This is a genomic window from Pseudomonas sp. C7.1, assembly GCF_056312395.1.
In genome coordinates this window covers 780,056-806,046 of the sequence record NZ_JBWDTL010000003.1, presented here as the reverse complement: position 1 = coordinate 806,046, position 25,991 = coordinate 780,056, and the positions used below count along the sequence as shown (strand labels likewise).

At 60.7% G+C, this 25,991-nt stretch carries 24 protein-coding genes and 2 pseudogenes; 8 read left to right on the top strand and 18 right to left on the bottom strand.

Annotated elements, in window-relative coordinates; all coding sequences use genetic code 11:
- Nucleotides 1–3 precede the first annotated feature (3 nt).
- The 11 genes and pseudogenes from AC0T4W_RS07045 to AC0T4W_RS06995 form a co-directional block, all read right to left on the bottom strand.
- Entirely contained in the window at nt 4–2,514 is a 2,511-nt protein-coding gene (locus AC0T4W_RS07045) for a TonB-dependent receptor domain-containing protein (protein ID WP_476323507.1), read from the bottom strand.
- The gene (locus tag AC0T4W_RS07040) at nt 2,397–3,314 is read right to left on the bottom strand and encodes a TonB-dependent receptor plug domain-containing protein (RefSeq protein WP_476317896.1); all 918 of its coding nucleotides are present in this window, start codon (nt 3,312–3,314) and stop codon (nt 2,397–2,399) included. Before AC0T4W_RS07040 ends, AC0T4W_RS07045 begins: the two co-directional genes overlap by 118 nt.
- Nucleotides 3,315–3,556: 242 nt before the next feature.
- Nucleotides 3,557–3,832, bottom strand: a complete 276-nt coding sequence (gene tnpB, locus AC0T4W_RS07035; protein WP_476317893.1) for an IS66 family insertion sequence element accessory protein TnpB — start codon at nt 3,830–3,832, stop codon at nt 3,557–3,559.
- 4 nt (nt 3,833–3,836) lie between these two features.
- Nucleotides 3,837–4,001: an IS66 family insertion sequence element accessory protein TnpB gene (gene tnpB / locus AC0T4W_RS07030; RefSeq protein WP_476317891.1), complete on the bottom strand. Its 165-nt coding sequence runs from the start codon at nt 3,999–4,001 to the stop codon at nt 3,837–3,839.
- 468 nt (nt 4,002–4,469) lie between these two features.
- Nucleotides 4,470–4,595: pseudogene (locus AC0T4W_RS07025) on the bottom strand (site-specific integrase); the annotation flags it as partial.
- Between the two features lie 508 nt (nt 4,596–5,103).
- Nucleotides 5,104–5,613: a ProQ/FinO family protein gene (locus AC0T4W_RS07020; protein WP_476317888.1), complete on the bottom strand. Its 510-nt coding sequence runs from the start codon at nt 5,611–5,613 to the stop codon at nt 5,104–5,106.
- Between the two features lie 605 nt (nt 5,614–6,218).
- The gene (locus tag AC0T4W_RS07015) at nt 6,219–6,944 is read right to left on the bottom strand and encodes a phosphocholine cytidylyltransferase family protein (protein WP_476317886.1); all 726 of its coding nucleotides are present in this window, start codon (nt 6,942–6,944) and stop codon (nt 6,219–6,221) included.
- Nucleotides 6,941–7,543 (bottom strand): gamma-glutamyl-gamma-aminobutyrate hydrolase family protein, encoded by a 603-nt coding sequence (locus AC0T4W_RS07010; protein WP_476317884.1) that lies wholly within the window; start codon nt 7,541–7,543, stop codon nt 6,941–6,943. Before AC0T4W_RS07010 ends, AC0T4W_RS07015 begins: the two co-directional genes overlap by 4 nt.
- Nucleotides 7,540–9,900, bottom strand: a complete 2,361-nt coding sequence (locus AC0T4W_RS07005) for a PEP/pyruvate-binding domain-containing protein (protein WP_476317881.1) — start codon at nt 9,898–9,900, stop codon at nt 7,540–7,542. The genes AC0T4W_RS07010 and AC0T4W_RS07005 overlap by 4 nt, the downstream gene beginning before the upstream one ends.
- 76 nt (nt 9,901–9,976) lie before the next feature.
- On the bottom strand, nt 9,977–11,287 hold the full coding sequence (locus tag AC0T4W_RS07000; protein WP_476317878.1) for an ATP-grasp domain-containing protein: 1,311 nt from the start codon (nt 11,285–11,287) through the stop codon (nt 9,977–9,979).
- Nucleotides 11,288–11,303: 16 nt separating this feature from the next.
- On the bottom strand, nt 11,304–11,747 hold the full coding sequence (locus tag AC0T4W_RS06995) for a CDP-alcohol phosphatidyltransferase family protein (RefSeq protein ID WP_476317875.1): 444 nt from the start codon (nt 11,745–11,747) through the stop codon (nt 11,304–11,306).
- 11 nt (nt 11,748–11,758) lie between these two features.
- On the opposite strand from AC0T4W_RS06995, the gene AC0T4W_RS06990 reads away from it, so the two are divergent.
- Nucleotides 11,759–13,311 (top strand): IS3 family transposase gene (locus tag AC0T4W_RS06990; protein WP_476323504.1). Its coding sequence is split into 2 segments (ribosomal slippage): nt 11,759–12,221 and nt 12,221–13,311, totalling 1,554 coding nucleotides; the frame shifts between segments, so codons are not numbered across the junction.
- On the opposite strand, the gene AC0T4W_RS06985 is transcribed toward AC0T4W_RS06990, so the two are convergent.
- From AC0T4W_RS06985 to AC0T4W_RS06970, 4 genes and pseudogenes are all read right to left on the bottom strand, one after another.
- On the bottom strand, nt 13,268–13,591 hold the full coding sequence (locus AC0T4W_RS06985) for a CDP-alcohol phosphatidyltransferase family protein (protein ID WP_476317872.1): 324 nt from the start codon (nt 13,589–13,591) through the stop codon (nt 13,268–13,270). The two genes, AC0T4W_RS06990 and AC0T4W_RS06985, sit on opposite strands and share 44 nt — an antisense overlap.
- Before the next feature lie 34 nt (nt 13,592–13,625).
- Nucleotides 13,626–14,819: an MFS transporter gene (locus tag AC0T4W_RS06980; protein ID WP_476317870.1), complete on the bottom strand. Its 1,194-nt coding sequence runs from the start codon at nt 14,817–14,819 to the stop codon at nt 13,626–13,628.
- A gap of 452 nt (nt 14,820–15,271) precedes the next feature.
- A pseudogene (locus tag AC0T4W_RS06975) lies at nt 15,272–16,242 on the bottom strand (IS5 family transposase).
- 171 nt (nt 16,243–16,413) lie between these two features.
- A complete protein-coding gene (locus AC0T4W_RS06970) occupies nt 16,414–16,752 on the bottom strand; it encodes a hypothetical protein (RefSeq protein ID WP_476317868.1) in 339 nt (112 codons plus the stop codon).
- Here AC0T4W_RS06970 and AC0T4W_RS06965 point away from each other — a divergent pair.
- From AC0T4W_RS06965 to AC0T4W_RS06935, 7 genes are all read left to right on the top strand, one after another.
- A complete protein-coding gene (locus tag AC0T4W_RS06965; RefSeq protein WP_476317866.1) occupies nt 16,751–17,737 on the top strand; it encodes a LysR family transcriptional regulator in 987 nt (328 codons plus the stop codon). The two genes, AC0T4W_RS06970 and AC0T4W_RS06965, sit on opposite strands and share 2 nt — an antisense overlap.
- The gene (locus AC0T4W_RS06960) at nt 17,734–18,486 is read left to right on the top strand and encodes a 2OG-Fe(II) oxygenase (protein WP_476317864.1); all 753 of its coding nucleotides are present in this window, start codon (nt 17,734–17,736) and stop codon (nt 18,484–18,486) included. Before AC0T4W_RS06965 ends, AC0T4W_RS06960 begins: the two co-directional genes overlap by 4 nt.
- Nucleotides 18,487–18,496: 10 nt before the next feature.
- Nucleotides 18,497–19,144, top strand: coding sequence for a DNA oxidative demethylase AlkB (alkB, locus tag AC0T4W_RS06955; RefSeq protein ID WP_476317862.1), 648 nt, complete (start codon nt 18,497–18,499; stop codon nt 19,142–19,144).
- A 225-nt stretch (nt 19,145–19,369) separates the two neighbouring features.
- A complete protein-coding gene (locus tag AC0T4W_RS06950) occupies nt 19,370–19,924 on the top strand; it encodes a DNA-3-methyladenine glycosylase family protein (RefSeq protein WP_476323501.1) in 555 nt (184 codons plus the stop codon).
- Nucleotides 19,925–20,006: 82 nt separating this feature from the next.
- Nucleotides 20,007–21,128, top strand: a complete 1,122-nt coding sequence (ada, locus tag AC0T4W_RS06945; protein ID WP_476317860.1) for a bifunctional DNA-binding transcriptional regulator/O6-methylguanine-DNA methyltransferase Ada — start codon at nt 20,007–20,009, stop codon at nt 21,126–21,128.
- Nucleotides 21,104–21,760: a 2OG-Fe(II) oxygenase gene (locus AC0T4W_RS06940; RefSeq protein ID WP_476317858.1), complete on the top strand. Its 657-nt coding sequence runs from the start codon at nt 21,104–21,106 to the stop codon at nt 21,758–21,760. Before ada ends, AC0T4W_RS06940 begins: the two co-directional genes overlap by 25 nt.
- On the top strand, nt 21,750–22,025 hold the full coding sequence (locus AC0T4W_RS06935; protein ID WP_476317856.1) for an Ada metal-binding domain-containing protein: 276 nt from the start codon (nt 21,750–21,752) through the stop codon (nt 22,023–22,025). Before AC0T4W_RS06940 ends, AC0T4W_RS06935 begins: the two co-directional genes overlap by 11 nt.
- Before the next feature lie 167 nt (nt 22,026–22,192).
- On the opposite strand, the gene AC0T4W_RS06930 is transcribed toward AC0T4W_RS06935, so the two are convergent.
- From AC0T4W_RS06930 to AC0T4W_RS06920, 3 genes are read right to left on the bottom strand one after another with little or no spacing between them, the layout of a single operon-like run.
- Nucleotides 22,193–23,443 (bottom strand): acyltransferase family protein, encoded by a 1,251-nt coding sequence (locus AC0T4W_RS06930; protein WP_476317854.1) that lies wholly within the window; start codon nt 23,441–23,443, stop codon nt 22,193–22,195.
- A gap of 27 nt (nt 23,444–23,470) precedes the next feature.
- On the bottom strand, nt 23,471–24,217 hold the full coding sequence (locus AC0T4W_RS06925) for an SDR family NAD(P)-dependent oxidoreductase (RefSeq protein WP_476317852.1): 747 nt from the start codon (nt 24,215–24,217) through the stop codon (nt 23,471–23,473).
- A 60-nt stretch (nt 24,218–24,277) separates the two neighbouring features.
- The gene (locus tag AC0T4W_RS06920; RefSeq protein WP_476317850.1) at nt 24,278–25,987 is read right to left on the bottom strand and encodes a GMC family oxidoreductase; all 1,710 of its coding nucleotides are present in this window, start codon (nt 25,985–25,987) and stop codon (nt 24,278–24,280) included.
- Nucleotides 25,988–25,991: the final 4 nt, after the last annotated feature.

Here is a 25,991-nt window from a genome sequence, read left to right as displayed (position 1 = left end):
AAACTAGAAATTGACCTTCAGCCCGGCGGTCAGCGTGCGCCCAGGGCCGGGCAGCAGGGTCTTGGCCATGGGGTCCAGGTAGTACTCGTCGGTCAGGTTGGTGATGCCCAGGTTGACCGCCAGTTGCTTGTTCACCTGGTAATTGGCGTAGAGGTCATGCAGCAGCACCGAACGCCAGTAGAAGCCATCCGCGCTGCCGTCCCTGAACCAGACATCTCGCGGCAGCACGCTGATCACGCCGGCACCGGCCTGCGAGCCCAGCAGATCGTCCAGTTGACTATTTTCCGCGCCGGCGTGGTACACGCTGCGCCAGCCCAGTTCCAGTTGCTCATTGAACAGGCGGGTGCCCAACAACAGGTCAATGGAATACTTGGGCTGCAGGCTGTTGCCGCTGTAGGTGCCGGGGAAGCCGCCGGTCATGCAGGTGGGTATGCGGTTGAAATAGGGGTCCAGCGCCGAGGCGTAGTCCTTGTCGCACAGCTTCTGCTCCAGCCGGTAGGTGGCGCCCAGGCCGCCAAACAGTCGGCCGGTGTCGAAGCGCGACTGCAACTCCACGCCACTGGTTTTTTTCTGCTCGAACTGGATGCTGTCGTAATACAGGCCGCGATCGATAAAGTTCTCGATCTCGGTGTTGTAGTAGCTCAGCCGCGCATCGGCAAAGCCCAGGCTGGGGAAGAACTGGGTGAGGTCGTGGGCATAGCCCACCTCCCAGTTGCTGTTGCGCTCCGGCTTGCTGGCGCCCAGCGCCAGGGTACCCACGGTGCCGGTGCCATCGGTCACCGCGCTGGAGGTCAGCTCGTTGATGCTGGGGAAACGGGTGGTCTGCGCATAGCGCACAAAGGCCGTACCAAAGGGCGTAAGGCGCGCGGTGACGCTCAGTACCGGGCTCAGGGCATGGCCGGATTGCTCCTCGGGCGCCTCCCAGGCCTTGCCGGCTGACAGCGATTCATAGATACGCTCGCCGTACATACCATTTTCCACTTTAACTTTCTGGGTCGTGCTACCCGGGTTGTAAGGGTCCTCAACAATCTCCGTGGCATCTGCCGTGCCATTGACAAAGGGGTTTTGCGATGAGTCGAACTTGCCATCTTTAACAGGCAGCAAGACAGTCTTATTCCAATAGTTTCCCGAAGCAGGGTTCAAGGTAGCGCCACCATTATCAAGTCCTCCGTGGACAAAAGCGTATGCAAACGCTGCTTCCTGAGCTTCTTGCCCAACAAAATATCTACTGGCAAGGTCCAGATAGGTATTGGCGTTGCGCGCAGAAAGAAAGTCCAAGAGGTTTTGCCCGGCGGCCCTGAATGCCGGATTTTCCGTAGGGTATGCGCGCGTATAAAACGTTTTTATCTCGTGGTCATACAACGTCCAGGTTTTCCAATCACTGGGAGCAGATTTAGAAAAAGCATCCTTAGACGCCTGCATCAGTCGGGTGAGCTCGGCCCGCTCTTCCGGCGCCATCAGCTCCTGGTATTTCAGCTCAAGCCCCGCCAAACGCCGGGTCGCCTTATAGAACTCGCTTTGCTGGCGACGCAGCTTGGCCGTGCCGGTGTCCTTGCCGGTGTACTGCAAATAACGGGCGCCGGCGGTAACGGTGAGCCAGTCGGTGGCTTGCCAGCTCAGGTTCATCATCGCCGAGTATTCCTTGCGCTCGCCGGCGCGCGGGCCAAGGCGGTCGGTTCCCGTGTTCAACCAGACGCCATCCGGCAGCAGGCTGTTGGTGTCTCGATTACTCTGCTGCACCCGCTCATCCAGCTTCTCCTGCTGGTAACTGCCGCCCAGGGTCAGCTGCAGGTTGCTGGAGAGGATCATCTGGTTACTGAAGTCGAAGCCGGTGCGATCATGGCTGGTCCACTGCCGGCCCAGGGGCAGCATGGTGCCGTCATGCTCCGGTTGCGGGAACAAATGGGCATTCTCATCCCACCACTGTTGCCCCATCCAATAGATCGCTTCTCTTTTCCCTGTGTCCCAGAGCATGAGCGCCTCCTGTTCTTCGTCCGTCAGCTCCAGCCCCCACGGCGAGATGCCGGTCTGGTAGCGCATCCCCTTGGCTTTGGTCTGCCACAGGCTGGTCTCCAGGTCCAGCCAGTGGGAGCCTTGGGGTTTTAGGTCGTAACTCAGCTTGTAACTATCGAGGCGCAGTTCCGAGCGCGGGTCTTCCGTGACAAAGCTGCGCATGTTCGCCCAATCCAGATCCGGCTGGGCCTGTTCCGCACCTTCGCGGTAGCCATACAACAGCAACGAACGACCGGGCGTGGTTTCACCGAAGGTCGTATCGGTGCGCATAAACTGCAGCCCCAGCTTTTGCTCGTTGGGCAGGTACCAGTTGTTCTTCACCAGGGTGGTGTCGGTGTTACTGGAGGTGTTGAACACTTCGCTACCTGGCGTGTACACCTTGGTCAGGTTGGGGATGTAGACGTCGGTGCTGCTTCTGTCCCAGACATCGTAGCCCTCGTAGCGGCTGGCATGGTTTTTTCCCGCATAGTAGTTGCCCGAAGTACGCTCGCTGCGTGACAAAAGAATGTCGACGAACTCATTGCGCCCGGCGATGCTGAGCATTTCCGAGTGGTCATCGAAATTGAGAATCTGGCTATCGCTTTTGCTGCGGGCGGGCGGAGGATTGAGGTTGATACCATCCCCCCCACCCGCTCTGCGCCGGGAAAGGTGCGATAGTCCTGGCCAAACGCCGAGGTGGCATCGAAGCGCGGCTTGCTGGTATTGCCCGAGGTTTTCAGGTTGCTTTCGATCCCCCAGCTATCGCCTTCGGGGATGATGTCGTTGGCCTCGATGGTGCGGATATTCACCGCCCCGCCCACGCCACTCTTGATGCCACGGCTCAGGGACGGGCCTTTTTCCACCTCGATGCTGCGAAACAGCGCCGGGTCGACATAGCTGCGGTTACCCGAACCAAAGAAATGCAGCCAGACGTTGGTGGACTGCTCGGTGCCGTCGATGGTCAGCGGCGTGCGCCCCTCGCCGGTGATGCCACGGATGTTCGGGGTAATCGACTGGCTGCTGCGGGTGTCCATGCTGTAGACGCCGTTCATGCCCTTGAACACGTCGCCAGGGTTGCTCACCTGGAAGCGCTGCAGCTCCTCGCGGCCCTTGTAAACGCTGGTGATGTTTTCCTCATAAACCTTGTCGCGTCCCTCGGCGTCCTTGTTGTGTTTGCCCACAACGGTGGTCGGCAACAACTTGATTCGGCCATCGTCGCCCGCATCTGCGCTTGGCTCAACTTGCTCTTGAGCCTGCACCGGCTGACTCAATAGGCAAAGACTCGATATCAATAGCGCGAGTTTTTTTGGCGTGTACGGCATTACCCCCTCCAAGTGACTCTAAGTGAGCGAATGACCTTTACCAGGACATCAGCAAATGAGAATCATTATTCTCTGGTAATCCAGTGCGTAAGCCCTATGACAATTGTCAACACATAAGCAAAATTGGATCGCTGAGAGGGGTAAGGGAGGAAGGGGACCGAGCAGCACTCATGCCAAAGCGCTAGTGCCAGGCCTTCGGCGATGACCTTAGGCTCCCCTGACCACGGACTTGTCCCTGTGTTTCACCTGGGTGTCTTGGAAGGGAAGCCCTGTGCCTGGCCAAGTGGAAGGAAGACGCGAGCGTATCGACTGTCCATGCCAGGCCTACGGGCATTACTACTGTGCGCTTTGTCAGTTTGGTTGCCCCAGAAGTCGATGCCCTCCAGCAGACGGTTCAACTCGCGCACCGTCAGCTTGATGACTTCGTTACCCGCATCCGGCTTGGTCTTGAAACGCTCGGCCTCCAGGCGCTTGAGCCACAGGCAGAAGCCGTTGCGATGCCAGTACAGAATTTTCACGTGGTTACGCGTGCGGTTCGGGATTGAGGAAGACAAACAGCACCGGGTCGAACATCGCAACCTTGATATCCAGCTCGACCAGGGCGGCCAGACCATTGATGGATCTACGGAAGTCGACTGGCTTGGAGTAGAAGTAAACTGCTTTGACCCTGGGGTCGGGACGCATCATGAGCTGGCTCCAGAAAGAAATCGGGAGTGCAGTATCGGCGGACTATAGGTTCATTCGAAGGTGGCGTTTATGGAGCGCTTAGTGCGCCAGCCAAGCTGGCAATAGAGCGTTTGGCTACAAGCTATCGATAAGCCTGGGTAAGCGCGGCAGACACACGCTGCATCTAGGTGTTGGCGTGGCGGATAGCGGCTGATGCTCCCGCTATCCGAACCGGTAGTAAGGAGCATCCGACCACTTATTCCACGGCCGTCCGGCAACCTAACCGGGCAGGCAGCGGCGCGTGATTTCTTCACTACCATCGACCTCTTTTTCGAAGCAGAGAGGTCGGCGTGGAGCGTTTATCCATGCGTAAGATTCGTGAAGTATTACGCCTCAAGTTCGAGGTCGGACTATCGGCTCGCAGATTGCGGTCAGCGGCAACACACCAGGCTCACTTAGCTCAGTCTCGCGGCGCTTTACCCACGCCTAAGCCGCCTTCTTGCGCGCGAAGGTTTGGCTCTCTGTGTAAACTTGCACCCCATCTTTTTTGATTCGAATCTAAGCGGTGTAACTGATCGTGCCGTCAGCCCTCTTTCGCGGTCTGATCGTTGCCATGGTGGTACATCCTGTTTGCCGGTGGTACATGCGAGCATTTAGGTGGTACAGCGCACCACCCGACTTTTAAAAATGCCCCCCCGAAAACACGTTAGAAGCACGCACACCGGAGACACCCATGCTACAAGGCTCCAACTCAGTAACCACGCCGGATACGCTGTCCCGCCGCTTCTCTGTTGCTCCGATGATGGATTGGACGGGTAAATTAAGAATTTATATTAAAATCAAAACCTTATAAACGCTATTAATTTACTTTAGCAATTATTAAGCAACCTAATGCGCACATCACCAGGCAAGCAATTATTTTTCTTTGTGAAAAGCGCCGACGGTCGCGATTAAAGAACCGCCACTAGGATGGCAAAAGTCCCTGAGCCATTCTGGACCTCTGCACCCTCCTCGCCGGCACAAGAAGATTTAACGAGCCTCGACAACCTTAAACGGTGGTGCGGACAACCTTTGTCCGCCGGGTAGGTGATTGAGCGACTTGGCACCGAGCGCGAGTGAACCCTTAATCCACGACCTCTTCCACAACGGTCTCGACAGCCCTGTCCTCTATAAGCGCTTTCGGCTTTGCCTGATTCCGTCGAGTTTGTCCGCGCTGCCGCGTAGCCTGATGTTTCGCATGCAGAGCCTGAGCCGCCGTCACAATGCCAACTGCCTGGCCGCTTAAGTCCAAGCGTGGCGCATTCTCCGTCATGCTTGCCCAGTATCGACTTCCTCGACACCAGGTGGCGATGCCCTGCTTGAGTTGTTCGCTGGTAATTCCGAGCAGCTCCAGGTGTTGCTCAGCATCTTTGAGAATGCCTTCCTTTAGCGGAACTTTAGGGGCCGGATTGACCGGAAAGGCCAATGGAAAGTACTTCTGTAATAACCAGATCGCTTCTACTGCAGGGTCTTGCTCGCGGACCTTCGCCTGCGGAGAAGGCTTCCGCTTGGGCGGCTTCGTACTCTCAGGCTTTACCTTCGCTTTTTCGGCCCGCAGGCGGTCGCGTAACTCAGCTAGTTGTTCAAAACCCATCGTTCAGTTCGCAGCTTCAAGTTGAAATGTGGAGCAAGGTTATCCCATGCAGCCTTTTCGACACAGCCTAATCAAGGGTCGGCATGATTATGGATAAAGGCTGCTTTTGGCCGAGAGGCACTCGTAGCGGCGGGCTGCAGCCGGACAATAGCCGGCTGATTCTTAGTGGATCAGCCTCCAGCATTGAGGTTCGCAGGTGCCTATGTTTTCAGGGGCCATTCACTCTACCAGTGGGTGGGATCTAAAATCACTGATGAGCTATGTGGGCTGGAGGGACGTAAAATCTGCATTGCGCTATGTCGATGCTGGTGCTTCGTTCGGCGGTCTGGCCGTCCGTGCGCCGAGCTCAAAAGTCGAGTCGCTCTAAAAGTCAGTACTTTCAGGTCTTTCCCCTTTTTTGGCTTTGAGCTCCCGGCCCGCTGGATACATGCCTGGCTCGATGTGGTCGGCTTCATGTCGAATGCCAACAGTCTCGGCAATCAGCCTACTGGTTGCGCTTGCGCGCAACGCGTCATGTCTGGCGCACCCGTGAGAAACCCCACGCTGCCATGCAATGTGGGGACTTTGACTTTCTTCGAAACGTACTGGCAGTTTAAGTTGTAAACTCACAGTTGTGGATAAATCCGCTCATACAATTGCACGTCGGAAGGGCAGTCAATTTCGCCCCACGGCGCATTTGTCGGTGTCCCGCCAACCCGCACGCCCGCCTCGATCAGCAAGGAAAACAGCGAGGTCATATCAACTTGCTCACGCTGCTCGATGTTCAGCCGTTCCAGTTGTCCATTAAGTGCATGCCAGCCCGCCGGCGTCAGCTTGAACAGCCCCATGTATTGTCCCTGGATCTGCTCCAGCGTCTCGGCACGATGGCCGATTTCGCAGATCCTGCCGTTATCGATAACAAATCGCTCCATGTCATCTAGAGGTTGATCGAAGCGCTGCTGCCAGAGTTTCACCGCCTGGGGATCAAATGCCAGATCGATATCCTCGTCTTTTTGTATCAGGGCACTGACCAGTTCAGGCGAATAGAAAATATCGCCATAACTCACCACGCACGCCTGCGAGTCCAGCCATTCATGGGCCGCACTCAGCGACTGGCGAATTCCCGTTGTGCTCCACAGTGGGTTGATAAACAGCCGATCGGCATAGGGCGCGAGCATGTCGCTGCGATAACCCGCGACAATGCCGATCTCAGTAATACCTGCGACACGCAAGGTACGAACTGTTCGCTCGATTAACGGCATGCCGTTGAACGTCACCAGTGCCTTGGGCCGCTGATCAGTGAGCGCCCCCAATCGGCTGCCACGTCCAGCCGCAAGAATGATTGCCTTCATGGTGAAACTCCATAAACCTGGCGGACCAAGGAAAGGTCAGCACTGTCCCAATGTTGATTACGTTCGGGGTGCCACATCACGGCGCTATGACCTGCGCCGGGGTTGCTGACGGCTTCGATTACACCGTCCTCACTGACTGCCTCGACTTCATAGCCAGGTGGCGCGGCATAAAAGCCGTAATCGTGAAACGAGTTGACCCGACGAACCGCGCCGCGACAGTGAATGTCGTGGGCGCCTACGTGGGATGCAACGGGCACCAGCGTTGCCCCAGCACGGCTGAGCATCACCTGCATTCCACGACAGACGCCCAGGACTGGAAGGCGATGCTGTGCAGCCCACGCCAACAGCATGGCTTCGGTTTCATCTCGCGGGTCGGCAATACCCGACAACGCCTGACAACTGCCGCCCCCGGTCAATAGCACACCCTGCGGCTGAAGCCGCGCCAGCAGGTCGCGACTGACGTAGGCATCATTGGGCATGTAAAGCGGTAGCACCCCGCAATGAGACAGAAAGGATGTCCAGCGCCCATCAATCGCATCCCTCCACTCCTCTCGCGTTGTATCGAACAGCCGAAGCATGGTGACGGCTATCAAGGTCACGACAGCACCTGGATACGCCGTTCGGCACAATCGAGAATTAACCGTGTACTCGACAGCAAACTACGAAACTTCGCCTCCCCGACGCCGATTGCAGCAGGGATGGCAAATTCCCGGGCACGGATCGACATGTGAGAGTTTTCGCCGCCGTAAGCGGTAATGAACCCCGCGATACGGTGAGTGAAAATCCAGTCGAAACCAGGGTCGGCGCTCTCGATCAGCACAATGCAGCCTTCGATGTCGCGCTTGCTGGTTTCTTCTGCCCGCAAAACCGCCACTGGCGCTTCAGTCGCACTGCGGGTGATGAAGTTCGGATTGCACGTCTCGATGGCGTGGGACAGCAAATCCTGAGGCTTGCAAACAATGACCGGGGTGCGGATACCTTGAGTCGACTGCCACCGCACTCGGTTGTTGGCGATCTGGTCGCGAATCATCTCAAGCCGAACCTCTTTAAGGTTGCCGACAAAATCGTCAAGCCTTGCGAAACTCAACTCTTCGCGACTCAGCTGATGACTCTCCCCCCAACTGCCGAGCGCCTTGAGGGCTTGCGAGACGAAAGCACCGTACAAATACTTGACCTTTTCCCGGGCGGCGACAGCGGCATCGAGAAACTTGAAAAAGTGTTCGGCCGATACGCGCAGCTGACACTCGTCGAAGGCTTGTTGCACGGCATTGCGGATTTCACGACTGATCACCCGCGGCCCCTCATCGCGATGGGCCCGTTGCAGCGGCGTATTCCAGTCGAAATATGCGTCGGGGGTTTCATCGTATCGGGCCACGCGCAAATCGTAGGTGCCGGGACGTACATGGCCGTGCAGACGCAAGAACGCTTCTTTGTGCAGTATCCGGAAGTCGTCGGCCATCTTGCGCCCGACGGTGCACACGCCGCCGATCAGCGAATCCGTGAAACCCGCTGGAATTCGCTGCATGGTTTCCAGCGACTTGATGACTGCGGTGGCAACAAATGCCGCCCGCGCCACGCCGGAAAAAACTTCCCCTACCACCTTTGCGTCAGCCAGGGCGTGACGCAATCGCTGAAGTGGATCCTCGCTCTGCTGATGGCTGCCCAGTCTTTCGACTTTTTGTTCAATCCGGGGGAGCCGCGTCAGGTCCGAAAAAAACGGCCCATCGGCGCTGATGATGTGCTCGGTAACGCTCTTCAGTTCTGCCAGATAGAGCGCATGCTGAGTCGCGTTCAATCCGTTGAAAGCTGGAATTGACCTCGCGGGCATGGCCGCCAGTTGTGGTGTAAAGCAGGTGGGAATAATCGAAAACTCAATCTTGTCGTGCAACGACTGGTGAGCTGCCAGGTGTTCACAACACTCCGTGACCACCGAGTTGACGATCGACAACGGCAGCGCCGCCGGAATGAACGACTCCACGCTGTAGGGAATGCAGATATACGGTGAACCACTGAACTGATACATCAATGGTTTGTTGCGCATGTCGCGGTAGCCGTAGCGGAACCGCGCCGACGCCCAATTCACATCGGTGATCAGCTCCTTGTAAAGCGAGTACGCCAGCGGTCGCGGCTTTACGCCAATCATCTCGGCTGGATTCCAGTCCGGCATCAGCCCCAAAAAGGCATTGAAGCTTTGCTCGGGCTCTCGCGTCTTTCTGGCCAACCCTTCAAGCAGCACCACCTCCGAATCCAGGACCGAACGCAACGCCAGGTCCGAGTGCGAGTCGATGTTCTCCACGCCTTGTCCCGTCATCGGGCGAACCTGAAACAGCAGCGGCCCGTCTTCGGTGATCGCGAACTCGATATCCAGCGCGTCGCGCTCAGTCAGTTGCTCGACTTCGGCCAGCAGGGCGAATAACCCCTTAAGCGCCACCGGTTCTGAACTGCACTGGGATTTGAGCGCCACGAACGAGTGAACAGTACCGGTGCCGGCGGTGACGCCATCCGTTCCGTGCCCTGGCACATAATCGACCACATAGTAAGGCAGGCCGGTTTCCGGATCACGAGTCATCGCTACACCCGACGCCAGCACCCCGGTTGCCATGCTCTGGATCAGCACTTCATCGAAATCGCTGGCTTGTCCGTAGGAGCCGATCACCTGTTCAATGGCCTGTTTCAATGCCACTGCCCCGCGCACATTACCGACCGAATCGTACATACCGGCTCCCGAGGCGCCATCCTGATCCTCGGACAGGCTGCTGGAGCGCACAATCAATGAATGATCACCGAAGCGCGTTACACAATAGTCCAGAATGGCCTGTGGCTTAATGCGCCAGTTCCTGACCGTGAACCGATGTAATGGCAGCACGCGGCCGGTTTTCAGAAACGGGGCAAGACTTTCCAGTGTCCCGGCTTTACCGGAAAATTCGAAAGGATCGGCTAAAGTCATCGACTGCATGTCGTCTTCCATTGATAGAGGTAATTACATTCCATTGTGGGCAGCGATGACCACCAGGAACCGGTACGACAATGACTTACGCCAGTTCAGGACCGGTGTATTTCGCCAGTTCGTTGCCGTACAGCAAGGACAGTTCAGCCAGGAAACTGTTGCCCTTTTTCGCGGCAGCGTAGGGGCAGCTGTCGAGCACAATGACATGGCCGATGGTTCCGATATTGCCGGTGTAGACGCTCACCTGCTGACCGGGGGCGACATGGGCAGTACAGAACTCGATCTCGTACTTGTCCAGCAGCGGTTGCAGCGTTCGAGGGTTGTAGCTATCGGCAATCCGTCCGCCATGTCGCGAGGCGATTGTGACCACGGTGCCCGCGGTTTCAATCAGCGAATCGTCAATCTTGATGATCTCCCCCAAGTGCAGACGGATCAGCATTTCGAATGGATCAATACCGGTCAGCATCCGATACATCTGCGGTGCGACACTGCCCATCATGCGGGCATTGATCTCCACCAGGCACGGGCCGTTTTCGTCACGGAGCAACTCGACGTGATACAGGCCTATGTCTAGTTTCAAGGCGGTGAATACCTGCTGGACGTAGGCCTTTATTTCATCGCGCGCTGCTGTATCCAGACCCGATGGCATGGTTGCCGTCATCTCGAGAATTTCGTTGTAATCGGCGCGGAAACGAATGGTCGTAGCGAAGCACGACACTACCCCGTCCTGAACGATGACTTCAGCAGAGTGCAGCGTACCGTTCACGTATTGCTCGACCAGGTATTCGCGGCTGACCAGGGCATCTATCATCGGATCGGAATCAGTACGAGCCTGACGGATATTATCGACGAATGCGTCGAAATCCTGCTGGGTAAAACAGATCGCCGAAAACTGTTTGGAAAAACCACGTGTGGGTTTGACCACGAACGGCAACGCCAACCGAGGCGCGATGCCTTCGGCCAGTTGGCTTTCGGTCAAGACCTGGAAGTCGGGAGAGCGCACGTTGTTGGCGCGCAAGGTTTCACGCAGATGACTCTTGTAAACAGCGCCGCAAAGGTTTTCATGACTTGGGTAACGCGTACCGAGCAGCTCGGCTTCCCGGGCCACGGCAACAATCGCCGCCTCGGACGTAGAGATCAGCGCATCGATTTTTCGAGTGTCATTGAGCTTTACCAGCAGATTGTGAAACTCGTCCCCCTCAAGCGAATCGACGCGAATGTATTCGTCGACGTGTTTAAGGTACGGCTCGATTTTCGAGTGATCCCCCTTGACCGATATTGTCAGAAACGACGTATCGCGCTGGTGAATAAATGTCACATGACAGCCCAGGCGCTTGGCAGCTTCAAAGGCGAGCAGGCCACTGACCGTGCTGTCGACAAAAACGACGTGTTTCATAAAGCGCTCCGTATAGTTATGCGTGATATAGGAAAAAACTGCAGAGGGAAAAGACAATCGCAATGAAGGCCACAGTGGGAACGGCCTTGAATTTCGGCAATTTCAGGTTCGTGACCTGAAGCACGGCAATGAGGAACATCAGTATCAGCACGTCATGAGCGCCGACCCTGCCCGCCGCCACTGACTGGAAAGCGAGCGCGAACAGCAAACCGGAATAGGTCGTCGGCAAACCGCGATAACCCACCGGGGCATCGGGGTCATTGATGGCGAAAACAGCCAGGCGCAGTACACCGGACAGCACCAGGGCAGAACCCGCCAGTACAGCCAGAGATGAAGGGAGCAGCAGGATCAGGACAAGTGCTGGCGCGATACTGAAATTCAGCAGGTCGGCAAAACCCCCCGGTGTCAGGCTAGTTGTCGCCTGAGCTGATTTATCAAAACGATAGATCGGGGGCGTCAAAGAGAGCTGTCATGTCGAGCTATTCACCCGAGCGTAAAGCTGCCCTTATCCGTAAATTACTACCGCCGCAAAACATGTCCGTGGCCGAGTTGTCGCGTCAAGAGGGTATCTCCCAAGCCACCCTGTATGCTTGGCGCACCAAGCTCAAAGCAGGAGGCGCGGTAGTGCCTGGAGACAAGAACAACGCCGATGACTGGCCCGCTGAAGCCAAGTTCGCAGCGGTATTGCATGCGGCCACCCTGAGCGAGATCGAGCTCAGCGAATACTGCCGCAGCAAAGGCTTGTACCCCGAGCAAATCAGCGCGTGGCGTCAAGCCTGCATCACGGGCCAGATGTCCGCTAAAGCGCAGCTCAAGGCAGAGCGAGATCAGGCACGCGCCGACAAGAAACGCATTACCGAACTGGAGCGCGAGTTGCGGCGCAAGGACAAGGCGCTGGCGGAAACCGCCGCCATCCTGGTGCTGCGAAAAAAGATGAATGCCTTCTGGGGAAACGACAGCGAGGACGTTTGACCTCGCTGCCAGAACGGCAACAACTCGTTGAACGCTTTAACCATGCCGTCGCTTCTGGTGCGCGCAAGGCAGTGGCCAGCGCAGAGGCAGGGCTGTCGCTGCGTAGCCTGCAACGCTGGGCGTTGACGCCAGCTATACAGGCCGATGAGCGCACGACCACGCTACGTCCGCGACCGAGCAACGCCCTGAGCGCAGAGGAGCGCCGCGCCATCCTGGATGTCTGCAATAGCCCGCCATTCGCCAGCTTGCCGCCCAGCCAGATAGTGCCGAGGCTCGCTGACCAAGGCCGTTACTTAGCCTCAGAAGCCACCTTTTATCGCGTGCTGAAAGCCGCCAATCAGCAGCACCAACGTGGCCGCAGCCATGCACCCTACAAGCACGCAGCGCCGACCACGCACAGCGCAACGAAGAGCAATCAGGTCTGGTCATGGGACATCACCTACCTGCAATCGCCGGTGCGCGGGCAGTATTACTACCTGTATTTGATCGAAGACATCTACAGCCGCAAGGCCGTGGGCTGGGAGGTTTACGCGTGTGAAAGCGGCGAACGTGCGGCCGAACTGATGGAGCGTACTGTGCTTGCCGAGCGCTGTGCTGGGAAGCCTCTAGTGCTGCACTCGGACAACGGCGCGCCGATGAAATCGGTGACACTGCTGAGCAAGTTATACGACCTGGGCATCACCCCATCGCGCGGAAGGCCTCGGGTGAGCAACGACAATCCCTACTCAGAATCGCTGTTTAGAACTCTGAAATATTGCCCGCAATGGCCGCAAGATGGCTTTGCCGACCTAGACGCAGCACGCAGCTGGGTGCGCGACTTTATCCACTGGTACAACCATGAGCACCGCCATAGCCGCATCCGCTTCGTGACCCCGGCACAGCGCCATCGTGGAGAAGATCAAACGGTGCTGGCCAAACGTCATGTGCTGTACCAGAAAGCCCGTCATAGAAACCCGCATCGCTGGTCAGGTGCAACGCGAAATTGGCAACCTATCGGCGCTGTCACGCTCAACCCAGAGAAAGAGAAACCGGCACTGAAAATAGCAGTTTAAAAACACAGCTGACGCGACAACTACCTTGCAAAACGCCGAAACTGTCCAGATGCTTGCCAAACGCGCGCCGTGGCGCGTCGCCGGCCAACCAGGTTCTTGCAATGTGTCCATCGACGAAGTCTAGTATCGCCGCCAAACAAATAATACTAGCCGCCCAAGACAAGCGTCCCTGTTGCGCCACGACCACCGCCGCAAAAGACAACAGTATGTTTAATGCTGTTACCCCATTAGCCAGATCAAAAAAACGAACGAACGGAAATATCGGCGCTATCTGGCGCATAACTCATGACTTCCTTGTGAAATTGGAAAATCTATTAGATAACTTGTTCAGCAGGTTTCAAACTGAACGAGAGCAGTAGAGTAGCCGCCAAATAACACACGGCAAAAATAACGCTGGTACATAGCAACCCAATGTGCTCGACCAATAATGAACCGAAGAATATCGTTATAATCATTCCAGCATAAACACCCGCATATTGTACTGACGCGACCAGTGGCATGGCATTGGCCGGTGTTGCCAGCACGACATCGGATTGCAACTTGAAAAATGCCAATTCAAAGAAAAAGATATAGAAGAAGTAAGCGCCATAGCTGGAGGCCAAGCCTCCACCATAGGCGGCCGCCATCATGAACAGTGCGCTGGCGGCTGCCATGGAAAGGGGCGCCAGTCTGTGGCCACGCTTGTTCAACTTGTAGTAAAGGATCGCGCCGACCAGGGCGGCCACGCTGTTGACTGCTTGCAGCAGGCCCACATAGCCATCCGACAAGCCCAGGACATGGGCCGGCAGGATAATCCGCGACACGTTGAAAAAGCCCTGATAAACGCTGACGAAAATAATGAAGCTCCAGAAACTGCGGCGCAGTTGCGGGCTGGCTCTCATGAGATTCGCAAATGTTTCGATCAGCGCCGCAGACTGAGGGATGGTGGCGGTAGCCGGGCGTTCCGCCCGGGGCAACAGAAAGGCGGCGAAGGAGGCTATGGAGAACAACACAGCAGTGATTGCCAACGCGTGCCAAGGCATCATATCGCCCTTGACCAGTGCCATTGTAGCACCGGCGATACCACCGGCAATGAACTGTGCCGTCAGGGTCAGCGGAACGGTGGATTCGACATTTGCTGAATTGAAATAGCATTTGATGGCAACGATTCGGCCCACCCGCTGCAACGCGTCCAGTGTGCCAATGGCGATACCGCCAACGATCGCAATCAATGCAACGGTCGGCAGTAACGAATACACCAACACCGCCACCAGCAACGCCAAGACATTGGATAAAAGCAATAACGTACGCGGAGAGATCCGATCGGACAGTCTATAAATCTGTCCGACAAACAATACTGGTAATACCATGGGTGAAAACAGCACGATCTGCGAATAAAGCAGACTGCCGGTTTCCTTGTAAGTGTAATAAGACAGGTAGATATAACTTAGCGTGGACGCACAGATGGCGCACAGATTGACGATCCAAATAAGAACCGTAAGGCCCTTCAACGAAGATGTAGTACGCATGTTATCCCTAACTTACAAAATCTCCTACCAACGACAGACACGCTATCGGGAAAAAAATAAAATCACAATGACCCGTAACAAAAACGTCATAAATTTCTGAATCGCCCACTTTTTTGCACTGCTTTGGGGCGAGCTGATGGCGAAAAATGGGGGCCTGCACGTTTTCGGCCCGCAGGCGGTCGCGTCACTCAGCTAGTTGTTCAAAACCCATCATTCAGTTCGCAGCTTCAGTTGAAATGTGGAGCAAGGTTATCCCATGCAGTCTTTTGACACCGCCTAATCAAGGGCCGGCATGATTAAGGTTAAGGATCCCCTGAAGTAGCCCTGCATTTCTGACCGACTTCAGCCTCCGCTGATTTTGAAAGCGGCAAATCGATCAAAAACGATCAGATCACCCGCTTATTTCTGTGTTCTTAGCCGCCGCGAGCACCTTGCGGCGGCTATTGCCCATATTACGGACGCACCTCTCCTGCATTCGTCAGCAAATGTCTGCGTGCCATCCACAGATTTGACAGCGCGAACAGCGTCACCAGTTGCGCGGTATTCTTGGCCAGGCCACGGAAGCGCGTCTTCACATAACCGAACTGGCGCTTGATCACTCGGAACGGATGCTCGACCTTGGCGCGCACTTGGGCCTTGGCCTTCTCGATCTTGCGCTTGGCTTTGTACAGCGCGCTGCGCTTATCGAGCTTCTTGTAGGTGCTGCGGCGTGCCGCCACCTGCCAGATCACCTTCCGACTTTCATGCTCCGGACGCTTTTCGACACCGGTGTAACCTGCGTCAGTACACACCACGTTCTCGTCGCCATGCAGCAACTTATCGACCTGGGTGATATCCGCCACATTGGCTGCTGTGCCCACCACGCTGTGCACCAACCCCGACTCGTCATCCACGCCGATGTGGGCCTTCATACCGAAGTAGTACTGGTTTCCCTTCTTAGTCTGGTGCATTTCCGGGTCGCGCTTACCGTCCTTGTTCTTGGTCGAACTCGGCGCATTGATCAGCGTGGCATCGACGATAGTGCCTTGGCGCAGTGACAAACCCCGGTCACCCAGGTAGCCATTGATCACCGCGAGGATGCCAGCAGCTAGCTCGTGTTTTTCCAACACACGACGGAAGTTGAGGGTGGTGGTTTCGTCAGGGATGCGCTCAAGGCTCAACCCCGCAAACTGCCGCAGGATGGTGGTCTCGTACAATGCCTCTTCCATCGCCGGGTCGCTGTAACCGAACCAGTTCTGCATCAGATGGACACGCAACATTGCCATCAGCGGGTAGGACGGACGACCACCATCACCCTTGGGGTAATGCGGCTCGATCAAGGCAATTAAGCCCTTCCACGGTACCACCCGATCAGGAACAACTCTTTGCGGGTCTGCTTGCGCTTGCCAGCGTACTCGGCGTCGGCGAAGGTCATCTGCTTCATCGGAAAACTCGGCGGGTGGAGTCCGGGTATTTACCAAAATCAGGAAGTCTTTTTCAGGGTTTCCTTAAAGGCTGCTTTTGGCCGAGAGGCACTCGTTGCGGCGGGCTGCAGCCGGCCAATAGCCGACTGATTCTCAGTGGATCAACCTCCAGCATTGAGGTTCGCAGGTGTCTATGTTTTCAGGGGCCATTCAGCCATTTGCATTCCGTAAGCTGCCAATAGCGTCTTGGCGGAATGTTTGTCCAGATATCGCAAATTCCGGCTGAACTTAGCCCGTTTAATGGAATTATCCTTAGTGCTCAACGCCCGGCAATCCCCGCCCGCGAATTCAAGCGCAAAAAACGGAGTGTCAAAGCTCCACTGCCCCCCGATAGTGGAACGCGCCGGCACGTGCGCCCCAAGCAGCGCCTGGCCTCGGCGTGACCCTTCATGGGTAGTGACCTGGAAAAACGTCCCGCCCCCAGCCTTGAAAAACACAGAGTCGATGACGGACAGGAGAAGAAACCACATGGAGCTACGCCATCTTCGCTATTTTCTCGCCGTGGCAGAGGAATCGAACTTCACCCGCGCCGCCGCCCGCCTCCACATCGAGCAATCCCCGCTGTCCCGGGCCATAAAGGAGCTGGAATCCGAGCTCTGCATCCAGCTGTTCGAACGCAACTCCCGGGGTGCGCAGCTCACCTGGGCAGGCAGCGTGTTCCTCGATAGCGCCAAGCGCATCTTAGCCGCCCTGGAGCAGGCCCGTATGGACATGCGCGGCGTCGTCCTGGGCTTTCGCGGCACCTTGCGCATCGCCGTGTCCGACGGCATCGCCCCGAAACGCCTAGCCGACCTGCTCGCCCGCTGCCGGCAGGAGGAGCCGGAACTGAGTATCCGCCTGTTCGAGGTCAGCTACGCCCAGCAGGTAAAGGGGCTGCTCGAACGCCATTACGACCTCGGCTTCGCCCGCATCGACGCCGCCAGCAGCGGCCTGCACACCCAACCCGTCTGGAGCGACCCGCTGGTCGCCGCCATGCCGGCCCGACACCCGCTGCTATCGCACCGGGGCATCCCGCTGCAGGAGCTGGTCCGCTACCCGCTCATCCTCAGCCACAGTGAAGTCCACGAAGGGCAGTTCCAGCAGATCAGCCGGCTGCTGCGCGCCTACCTCAAAGAAGAAGAGGTCGCCAGCATCAACATCGCCGAGCAGTACATCTCCCGCGAGACCATGCTGGCCTTGGTCACCGCCGGCTATGGTGTGGCCCTGGTGAGCGGCACCGAGCACAGCGACCTGGCGGGTGGCGAGATCGTCACCCGTCCCCTTTCGCTGCCCTACGCCGAACTAACCACCTACCTGCTGCGCCCGACGGGCGAGCCCAGCGCCCACCTGTCGCGCCTCCTCGGGTGGATCGAGCAGACCTGCCAGTGCACTGAGAACGCAAGCCCCCAAGGCTTGTTCGACAGCCTGCGCCCCATAGACTTGCCCCAGACCAACGGCAGTCTGTCCGTATTATGAGCGTCGTCTTTTTCTGCCCGACCGTGCCGGACGTCTCCCACACAGCCCTTCTCGACCGGCTCGACGCCCTAGACTGGTCCCAGCTGGAGCAACAACTGGAGCAGCACGGCCATGCCTGCATCGAACGGTTGCTGGACGCCGACACATGCGCCCGCCTGGCAGGCCTCTACTCGAACGATGGAGCGTTCCGCTCGCGCGTCGTCATGGCCCGGCACAACTTCGGACAGGGTGAGTACAAGTACTTCGCATACCCCCTGCCCACCCTGCTCGCAACTCTGCGCCACCGACTGTTCCCGCCGCTGGCGCGGATCGCCAATCGCTGGCAGGCGCGCCTCGGCCTGGAGACCCGCTACCCCGAGGCCCTGGACGCCTTCCTTATGCGCTGCCACCGCGCTGGGCAGACCCGCCCCACGCCGCTGCTGCTGCGCTATGGACCGGGCGACTACAACTGCATGCACCAAGACCTCTACGGCGAGCACAACTTCCCGCTGCAGGTCGCCGTCCTGCTCTCCGAACCCGGGCGCGACTTCACCGGTGGGGAGTTCGCGCTCACCGAGCACCTGGCCGGCACCCAGCGTGCCGAAGTGGTGCCCCTGCGCCAGGGCGACGCGGTGATCTTCCCGGTGGACCTACGCCCCGTGCCCGGCAAGCGCAGCGGCTTTCGCCGCGCTGCCATGCGCCACGGCGTCAGCCTGGTGCACAGCGGCCAGCGCCGCACCCTCGGCCTGATCTTCCATGACGCTACCTGAAGGATCGCGCATGATCCCAGACCTCTTCGCCACCCACGACAGTGGCCAGCGCGAATCCATGGCCGAGCAGGCCGTGATCCTGCGCGGCTTCGCCCTGGACCAGGCCGACGACCTGCTGCGCCAGATTTTCGCCCTGCAGGCCCAGGCGCCCTTCCGCCACATGCTCACCCCCGGAGGCTTCCGCATGTCCGTCGCACTGACCAACTGCGGCGCCCTGGGCTGGACCACAGACCGCCAAGGCTACCGCTACAGCCCCACCGACCCGGACAGCGGTGCGCCTTGGCCCGACATGCCGGAATGTTTTCGCCAACTGGCCTGCCAGGCCGCCGAAGCAGCCGGCTTCGCGGGTTTCGAAGCCGACGCCTGCCTGCTCAACCGCTACCAACCCGGCACCCGCCTGAGTCTGCACCAGGACCGCAACGAACGCGGCTTCGACGCCCCCGTGGTCTCCGTCTCTCTGGGTATGAGCGCCACCTTCCTGTTCGGCGGACTGTGCCGCAGCGACCCGGTCCGGCGCTTCCTCCTGCACCACGGCGATGTCGCCGTCTGGGGCGGCCAAGACCGGCTGCGCTACCACGGCGTGGCGCCGCTCAAGGGCCCTCCACACCCGACCCTAGGCGAGCAACGCCTGAACTTCACCTTCCGCCGTGCCGACTGACACCGCCCCACCACCCACGAGAGCCACTAAGTGTCCGATCTCACCGACCTCCCCGCCGCTCACACCGGCGAACCGCTACCGGCCTGCGACCCGACGGAACAAGCCAAGCGCCAGGTACTGGTGCCCGACGGCACGTCCTTCCAGCGAAAGGTTTGGGAGGCCCCGCCGGGCTTCGCCGACGCCAGTCGCTTCCTCGCCGCCCAGGACCCCGATTGGGCGCGGCACATTGAGGCTGTCGGCCCCTGCCGGCACCAGCCCCATCCCCAGCGCGAACCCTACGAGGCCTTGGTCCGCGCCGTGGCCTACCAGCAGCTTCACGCCCGGGCGGGCGATGCTATTCTCGCCCGGCTGATGGCGCTCTATCCCGGCGGACGCTTCCCCACCCCGGCCGAGCTGCTGATCACCGAACCGGAGCGGCTGCGAGCCTGCGGCTTCTCCGCGCGCAAACTGCAGACCCTTTTGGGCATCGCCCAGGCCACCCTGGACGGTCAGGTACCCGGCCGCGAGGTAGCAATGGCCTTGGACGACGACGCCCTGATGGCGCGCCTCATGCCCCTGCGCGGCGTCGGGCGCTGGACGGTGGAAATGTTCCTCATCTATACCCTGGAGCGCCGCGACATCCTCCCCGCCGACGATTTCGGCGTGCGCGAGGGCTACCGCCGTCTCAAGGGTCTGGAAGAGACCCCAAACGCCGCCCTAATGCGTCAGCTCGGGCAGGCCTGGAGCCCCTGGCGCACTGTTGCCGCCTGGTACCTCTGGAGGATGCCGCCCAATCCATGAATTCGACCGCAAGAACCGGAGTTTTCGGCCGCGCCAACTCTGTTAGCCTTCGACCGTCAATAGACCCTTTGGGATGAATGCCATGAGCAAAACCCTTCCCACCGCCCCGCGCTACCTCACGGAAGACCAGCGCTGGGCCGCCGTCCTCGAGCGCGACCTCGCTGCCGACGGCCAGTTTGTCTACGCCGTACGGACCACAGGCATCTACTGCCGCCCCAGCTCCTCCGCGCGCCTGCCCAATCGTCGCAACGTCGAATTTTTCGATACCTCCGAGGCCGCAGAAGCCGCCGGCTACCGCGCCAGCCGCCGTCAGGTGGGCGACCGCACCGCTGCCGCGGCCCACCGCGCCGTCGTGATCGCCGAGGCCTGCCGCGCCATCGAGACCGCCGACACGCCGTCCAACCTGAATCAATTGGCAGAGTGCGCGGGCATGAGTCCCTCGCACTTCCACCGGCTGTTCAAAAACGAGACCGGGCTCACCCCAAAGGCCTACGCTTCGGCCTACCGCGCCCGGCGCCTGCGCCGGGAACTGAGCGAGCAGGGCACTACGGTGACCGACGCCATCTACGGCGCAGGCTTCAACTCCAACAGTCGCTTCTACGAGACTGCCAACCAGCTGCTGGGCATGCGCGCCAGCGAATACCGTGACGGCGGCACTGGTGCCTCGATCCACTTCGCCGTCGGCCATTGCTCTCTTGGTTCCATCCTCGTCGCCCAGAGCCAGCGGGGGGTCTGCGCCATCTTTCTGGGGGACGACCCTGATACCCTGGTGCGCAACCTGCAGGACCAATTTCCCAAGGCCCAGATGGTGGGCGGCAACGCCGACTTCGAGCGCCTGGTGGCCCAGGTGGTGGGCTTCGTCGAGGCTCCGTCGCTTGGCCTCGACCTGCCCCTGGATGTGCGCGGCACCGCCTTTCAGCAACGGGTCTGGCAGGCCCTGCGGGAAATCCCACCGGGGGTCACAGCCAGCTACACCGAGATCGCCGAACGCATCGGCGCGTCCAAGGCCGTGCGGGCCGTGGCCCAGGCCTGCGGCGCCAACCACATCGCCGTAGCCATTCCTTGCCACCGGGTGGTGCGCCGCAACGGTGACCTTTCCGGCTACCGCTGGGGCGTCGAGCGCAAGCGCGAACTGCTGCAGAGGGAAAGCCAGGCCAGCCACCCGACGAGTGCGGCGCCATGCCTGAAACAGCCTACGCTCTGAATCTGCCGGAAGACTGGACCGCCATCGAACGGGCCCTAGACGAGCACGGCCACGCGCCGTTGCCCGGCTTACTAGACACGGAGGCCGCGCGCCTGTTGGGCGAGCGCTTGGACAAGGGCCCCCGGGAGCGCTTGGAAACCATCTCCCTGGGCCGCGGTGAGGGCGTACGCGCCGACCTGCCCCACGCCCAATGGGATGCCCTTCACGCCCCACTCGCCTCCATCGCCAACCGCTGGTGCCAGGCCTTCGGCCAGCCCAACCTGCACACCCCGGACGGCCGGGTGCACTGCGCCCACCTGACCCGCCTCGGCGCCGACGACTTCATGCCCCTGCTGCCGGGCGAGGATGACCCGGAGCTGCTACCGGTACGGCTGCTGGTGCTGCTCTCCGACCCGCAGGATTTCTGCGGCGGTGAGCTCGTGCTCACCGAGCAACGGCCTCGCATGCAGTCGCGGCTCTGGGTGGTGCCGCTGTCACGCGGTGACGGCGTGCTGGTGTGCAGTCAGCGCCGGCCGCTGCGCAACAGCCAAGGGCAGCTCTACGGTGCCCAGTTGCGCCACGGCATCGGCCGGGTGCGCAGCGGCGTGCGGGTCGGCCTGGAAGTGAGTTTCCAGGGCAGGCATGACGACTGAAACGGGCGAACCCAAGGCCTGGCGCCTGATCGGCGCCGACGGCCGCCCCTGCCTCAGCCCGGTGCCCGGCACCCTCGGCGGGCACCGCCGCAACCGCCTCTACGGCCGCCTGGATTGCCGCTGTGCCCTGCAAGCCTTGGCCCGCGGCGGCTACGTGGCACAGCGGGTGTTTTTCTTCGACGAAGCCACGGCCTTGAGCGCCGGCTACCGGCCCTGTGCCGTGTGCATGCCCGAGCAGTATCGGACGTGGAAGGCCGGTGAGTAGGGGTATCACCCGTAGGGTGGGCTTCAGCCCACCAGCGGCCGTCCGCTCGTAGCCCGGGCTTCAGCCCAGGGAGCTCGGGCGTTGAACCCGGACTGAAGTCCGGGCTACGGGCAGCCAGGGCGACCGTTCGCGAGCAAGTTCGCTCCTAAACTGGGCGGCGTGGGACTCTAGGGCGTCGGGGTGGGTGCCAGGGTCTGGGGCGTGGCGGCATCGGTGGTGCGGCTGCGTTCGGCGATGCGCTTGCCCAGGGCGATCATCGGTCGCTCCACGATGCGGTGGATCAGTTCAGTGGCGCCGAACACCAGCACCAGCATCAACGCCGTGTACTGCGGCCAGAGCGCGTCGGTGATGGCGATGCCTTCACTGCGGGTGTAGCGGTGCATCAGCTCCAGGGTCAGGAAGAACATCGGGATGTGCACCAGGTACAGGGTGTAGGAGCGCTTGCCCAGGTAATCCAGCAGTGCCTGCAGCGGCTGCGGGAATACCAGCAGGCCGCCCTCGCACACCGCCATGAATACCAGCGCCAGGGACAGTGCGCAGACCACCGGCACCGCCAGCACGTTGCCGAAGCCGATGGCCGTAACGCTGGCCAGCACCAACGCTAGTACCGTGGCCAGCAGCGCACCTGCGTAGCGGTGACGGCCGGCCCGCACACGCAGGGCGGTGAACCAGGGTTGGGTGGTGGCCAGGTACAGCAGGCAGCCGTAGATCAGCCCGTCGCAACGGGTTTGGGTGAAGAAGAACACCTTCATCGGGTCGGACAGGCTGAAGGGCCGCAGCACCAGGCTCACCAGCAGCAGTGTCCCCACTAGCGCCAGCACCCGCGCGCGGGTGCTCTTCAGCAGGATCAGAAACAGCGGATAGAACAGGTAGAACTGTTCCTCCACCGACAGGCTCCAGTACGGCGCCAGCGGCACCCCGCCGGCGATCTTGTTGTCCGGCAGCCAGAAGTTGAACGTGTAGGTGAAGATACTCAGCGCCGCCTGGGCGTTGTACACCGGCGGGGCGAAGTACTGGCCCTGGTTGAGGAACAGGCTGCAGGCCATCACCAGTGCCACCACTACCCAGGCCACCGGCAGGATGCGGAACACCCGACGCACGTAGAACGCCTTGATGCAGGCCGCCCGCTGCAGGCCGCTGCGCAGCCCGTCCAGTTGTTCCAGCAGGGTGCGCGAGATGATGTAGCCGGAGATGACGAAGAACAGATCGACCCCGCCCCAGGCGTTGCCGAACAGGTCCGCTACCGACTCGGGCTTGGGGTATTGCATGGTGAAGGTCCAGGGGTAGAACACCTGGTACAAGTGGACGTAGAAGGTCAGCAGCACGGCGATGGCGCGCAGGCGGTCGAGTTCAAGGTTCCTCGACGGGCTGCCCTGGGCGGCGAGGCCGGCGGCGGGCACTTCGGTCTTCATGTTCATGGGTCTACCCCCGGAGGTGGCTAGCGGTCAGAGTTTGGTGCCACCGTCGACGCTGAGGATGTCGCCGGTGATCCAGCGCGAGGCGTCGGAGGCCAGAAACAGCGCAACATCAGCAATGTCCTCGGGCTGTGCGACGCGCTTCAGGGCCTGAATGCCGAGCACGAAGTCGCGCCCCTCGTCGCTGCGCACGAAGCTGGACATTTCAGTGTCCACAACCCCCGGGGCTAGCCCGTTGACGCGTATGCCGTGCTCACCGAGGGCCTGGGCGAAGTGCAGCACCAGTGTGTCTAGTGCACCCTTCGTGGCGGCGTAGGCAGGGATCTCGCCGACCGCCGAGCGCGCCCCGAGGGAAGACACCATCACCACACTGCTGCCCTCCCCCATCAGCGGCAGCAGTTGCTGGACTAGGAAGAACGGTCCCCGCACGTTGACCGCGAACAGCCGATCGAAGTCCTCCACGCGAGTGTCCTCCAGGCGGGCCGTCTGGGCGATGCCAGCGCAGGCCACCAGCACGTCGAGCCGGCGCACCCGCTCGCCGACCTCGGCGGCGAGGATGCGCGGCCCGTCGACGCTGGCCAGGTCCGCCACCAGCACGTCGGCGCGGCCGCCTCGTTCGCGGATCTCGGCGGCTACGGCGCGGGCCTCCTCCACGCCCCGGTTGCAGTGCACCAGCACATGGGCACCGGCGGCCCCCAAGGCCAGGGCGGTGGCCTTGCCGATGCCACGGGAGGCCCCGGTGACTAGGGCGTTCTTGGAAAGCAGGGAATGCTGCATGATGGATCTCCTTGGTTCAGCTCAGGGGCGCAGGCGTGTGCACCCCGGGTGGTATGAAGTTCAGGCGGGCTCGGCAAGGCGGTGGCCGATACGCTGCTCGGCCACCAGTACCTGCGCGGCCAACTGAGCCACGGTGAGCACCGAGGCGTGGATGTTCACCGTCGGTATCTCGGGGATGACCGAGGCGTCCACAACCCGCAGTCCGGACACGCCCCAGACCCGGAAGCGCCCGTCCACCACACTGCTGCGCGGGTCGCGCCCGGCGCTGCAGGTGCCGGTGTAGTGCAGGCCGGGCCCGGCGTGGCGGGCGATGAAGGCGAGCTTTTGCGAAGGGGTGTCCAGCGGGTCGCTGGGGTAGAACCCACCGAAGTAGTCGGTGACCCCCGCGCCGATGGCAAGGCCCTGGTCCAGGGCAGCGACCATGATGTTGCGGTCGATGGCCTCGCCCAAGTAGTTGGGGTCGATCAGCAGGGATTCGCGCGGGTCTCTGCTGACCAGACGTACTCGCCCCCGACTGCGCGGCTTGGCGAGGAAGGGAATGACGGTGTAGGAGCTGCCGCTGGGCAGGGGCACTGGGCCGAAGGGGTACTGCATGCCGGCAACTTGGATGTCCGGCGCCTGCTGGCCACTGCCGTGGTGGTAGTAGGCCATGGTCGCCACGCCGTTGGAGACCTGCGGCGGGATGGCCAGACGCGAGCGGTACTGCAGGCTGAGCAGCAGGTGGTCCTGCAGGTTCTGCCCCACGGCCGGCAGGTGCAGCCGCACCGGGATGCCCTGCTCGCGCAGGGCCTGCTGCGGGCCGATGCCAGAGAGCATGAGCAGCTTGGGTGACTCGCAGGCACCTGCGCAGAGGATCGTCTCGCGGCGCGCTCGGACCGACATCAGGCGGTTGTCCACCAGCACCCGAACGCCTTCGCAGCGCGAGCCCCGGAGGATCAGGTTGGTGATCAGCGCCTCGCTCAGCACGCTGAGGTTGGGCCGGGCCAGCGCCGGGACCAGGAACGCTTGGGCCGGGCCGATCCGGTAGCCGTCAGCGTTGGCGTTAGCCTCGGTGATGCCGGCGCCTTCCAGCGGCAGCCCGTCGTTGAGGGTCTGCACGCCGAGCCCGGTGGCGCTGCTGGCCGCGAGGTACGCGGCGGTCAGCGGGTGCTCCCCGGCGAAGCGTCCGAGGCTGATGCGTGGCGCGCCGTGGCCGGCGGGGCTGCCCACGGGCTGCGCCATGTCCAGGTAGGCACGCTGCAGCGCCGCCACCGTCCAGGGTGCGCCGACCAGGTGCTGCCAGCGCTGCAGGTCACGGGGATCACCCCGCAACCAGATCATCGCGTTGATGCTGCCGGAGCCCCCGACGATGCGCCCGGCCGCCAGGCTCTGGGCACGGTGGTCCAGCTGCGGCTGCGGGGTGCTGGTGCGGGCCCAATCGGTGTCACTGCCGAGGTTCTGCAGCCACAGCGCAACCTCGCGGACCTTGGGTTGGTCGATGCGGTGGCTGCCGGCCTCCAGCAGCAGCACCGAAGCGCCGGTGGCGGAGAGCCGGTCGGCTAGCAGGCAACCGGCGGAACCGGCGCCGACGATTATGTAGTCGTAGTCCCGTCGGTGGCTGGGGCGGCGTTCGTCAGCGGCGGCCAGGGCGGCGGGCAGCAGCCCCATACCGGCGGCGCCGGCTCCCAGGGCCAGCAGGCGGGTGAGGAAGTCCCGCCGCCCGGAGGCGTCGAAACCGGCCGTCGCTTCGCCTTCGCCTGCAACGCCGGGCATGTCGTTGTGCGTCTTCATGTCG